Raw genomic sequence first — 2,935 nt, forward strand, 5'->3', positions numbered from 1 at the left:
TAACGAGTTCTTCGTTAAACACATTGTTCTCATTGGTCAATCTTATTATATTCAGCATTGTGCTGCTATTTTACGACTACAGACTCTTTGTGGTCTATCTGGTAGGAGCTGCGGCTTATATCGGATGGATCAGTTTTTTCCTCGGAAAAAGAAAGGAGCTCGACTATAAAAGATTTTCACAGGTCTCCGAAGAACAGAGCAAGGTGATCGAACTCATCAACGGAATGCAGGAAATTAAAATGCATAATGCCGAAAAACAAAAAAGATGGGACTGGGAATTTTTACAGGTAAAATTATTTAAAATAAGGATCAAATCTTTATCGCTGGAACAGTGGCAGTCCGTGGGAGGAAATTTCATCAACCAGATGAAGGACATCCTGGTGAGTTTCCTGTCTGCCAAATTGGTGTTGGAAGGCAACCTCACCCTGGGGATGATGCTTTCGGTACAATACATCATCGGGCAACTTAACAGCCCTTTGCTGCAATTGATCGATTTTATTAAGCAAACCCAGGACGCCAAAATTTCTCTCGAAAGGCTGGGAGAAATTCATGATAAGGAAGATGAAGAAAATAAGGACGAGCAGTACGCGCATGATCTTCCGATGAAGGATCTTGAGATTGAGAATCTTTCGTTCCGGTATATCGGTTCGGATGCCTATGTTTTTGAAAATTTAAATTTAAATATCCCCTACCAAAAAACTACGGCCATCGTAGGCGCCAGCGGAAGCGGGAAAACGACCCTTCTGAAACTTCTCATGAAATTTTATGAACCCAATGAAGGCGAAATAAGGCTGGGCAATACAAAGCTTAAGCATATCTCTCCCAGATTCTGGCGCGATCACTGCGGGGTAGTGATGCAGGAAGGCTATGTTTTTAATGATACGATTGCCCGTAATATCGCTGTAGGCGAAGATTATGTTGATAAACAAAAATTGAGAAAAGCGGTAGAAATAGCGCATATTAAAGAATTTATTGAAGAATTACCTTTAAGCTACAACACAAAAATAGGCAACGAAGGCCTGGGCGTGAGTGGCGGACAAAAGCAAAGGCTTTTCATTGCCAGGGCCGTCTATAAATCTCCGGACTATATCTTTTTTGATGAAGCGACCTCGGCACTGGATGCCAACAATGAAAAAATCATCATGGAAAATCTTGAGCAGTTTTTTAAAGGAAAAACAGCCATCGTTATCGCCCACAGGCTATCTACGGTAAAACATGCCGATAAAATTATTGTTTTGGATAAAGGGAAAGTGGTAGAAGAAGGAAATCACGCTGAACTGGTAGCCTTAAAAGGTGAATATTACAGACTGGTGAAAAACCAGCTGGAACTTGGAAACTAATTCATTATTTCACTAATTTTAATCAACCAGTTCAAAATCTATGCGTTATGAAAAATTTACAGAAAATCGAAAGAAAAAAGCTTAGAGAGATCCACGGAGCAGGACCTGTTCCGGTGTTTCCATGCAACTGCTTCTGCTACATCAACAATGTAAAGCAGTGGAATGCGTGCAACCGCTATTGTCCCGATGGCGACATTCCCGGCGTAGAGCCCGGCAATAATCCGAAATGTGATTATACACTGCCGTTATAAGATTATTAAAAAAACACTCAATAATCTTCATTACGGAGATTATTGAGTTTTATATTATATGAAAAAAGACGTTTTAGATACTATTGAACTACGCTCAGAAAGCGTTCAGGATATCCTTACACAACCTCCTCACTGGATGATCCGTTGGGGAAATACCATTATATTTTTAATTCTTGTGATGATCATGATCATGAGTTATATCATTCGGTATCCGGAATTCATTCCGGCTCCTATTGTAGTCACCTCTCAGAATCCTCCGGAAAAACTGGAGGCCCGAACCAATTCGAAAATCGAGAAAATATTTATAAAAGACCATCAGCATGTAAAAAAGAATGAAGTCCTGATGGTGATGCAGTCGACGGCAAATTATAAAGATATCCTGAAACTCAAATCACTGGTCGATTCCATTACCCCGGATCAGCTGGCAGCATTTCCTTTAAATGAAACTTCGCACTTCAAGCTGGGTGAGCTGCAGGGGGATTATAATAATTTTGCGAAAGCATTCCAGGATGAGGCATTGTTTAAAAGGCTTCAGCCTTATGCTCCCGAAAACCTGGCAGCGAATCAGAGTCTTTCCGAGTATAATGTCAGAATATCGACCCTTAAGCAGCAAAAAAGCCTGGAACAGGCCAAATATGAAATCACCAAAAAGAATTATCAGCGTTCTCAGGAATTATTCAACCAGGGCGTCATTGCTGCCGTAGAACTGGAAAATGAAAAAATAAAATTCCTACAGGCCCAGCAGAATCTGGAAAATATCAACATCTCCCTTTCACAGATCGAAGAAGGGATCTCAAATGTCAATAAAACCAAAAGCGGAGCGGCCATCAATACGGAAAAGGATAAAATCACTTATTCGTCACAGACCCTGCAGCTTTTTGAACAGCTTAGAAAGTCTCTCAAGCAATGGGAACAAAGCTACCTGATTATCTCAAGTACCGATGGCGAGGCCAGCTTCCAGCAGTTTTTCGGTGAAAACCAGTTTGTAAAAGCGGGAGATGCTATCTTATCTATTCTTCCGGACCACAAGGAAAAGCTGGTGGGAAGAATGGCTGTTCCGGCAGCGAACTCAGGAAAGATCATCGCCGGGGAAAAAGTACTCATCAAGCTCGATAACTACCGCTACCAGGAATACGGCATCGTTGAAGGAAAGGTACAGAACATATCGCTCTCACCCGATAAAGACGGAAATTACTATGTAGACATTGCCCTCCCAAAAGGACTCAAAACCTCCTACAACAAAACCCTCACCTTCGACAAAGAGCTAAAAGGAAACGCAGAAATCGTAACCCAGGACCTCAGACTTATTGAAAGATTCTTCTATCAAATGAGAAAACTGCTGGG

General features: G+C 41.3%; 3 protein-coding genes. All 3 read left to right on the plus strand.

What is annotated here, in order from left to right:
• A partial coding sequence (locus AC0N32_RS19710) for a peptidase domain-containing ABC transporter (protein WP_476395538.1) occupies positions 1–1,340 on the plus strand: 1,340 nt, incomplete at its 5' end.
• A 47-nt stretch (positions 1,341–1,387) separates the two neighbouring features.
• Positions 1,388–1,591 carry a hypothetical protein gene (locus tag AC0N32_RS19715; RefSeq protein ID WP_042722904.1) on the plus strand — a complete coding sequence of 68 codons (204 nt, stop codon included), beginning with the start codon at positions 1,388–1,390 and terminating at the stop codon, positions 1,589–1,591.
• 58 nt (positions 1,592–1,649) lie between these two features.
• Positions 1,650–2,935: HlyD family secretion protein (locus AC0N32_RS19720; protein WP_476395539.1), on the plus strand; the 1,286-nt coding region annotated here is incomplete at its 3' end.

This window comes from Chryseobacterium endophyticum (assembly GCF_056333165.1).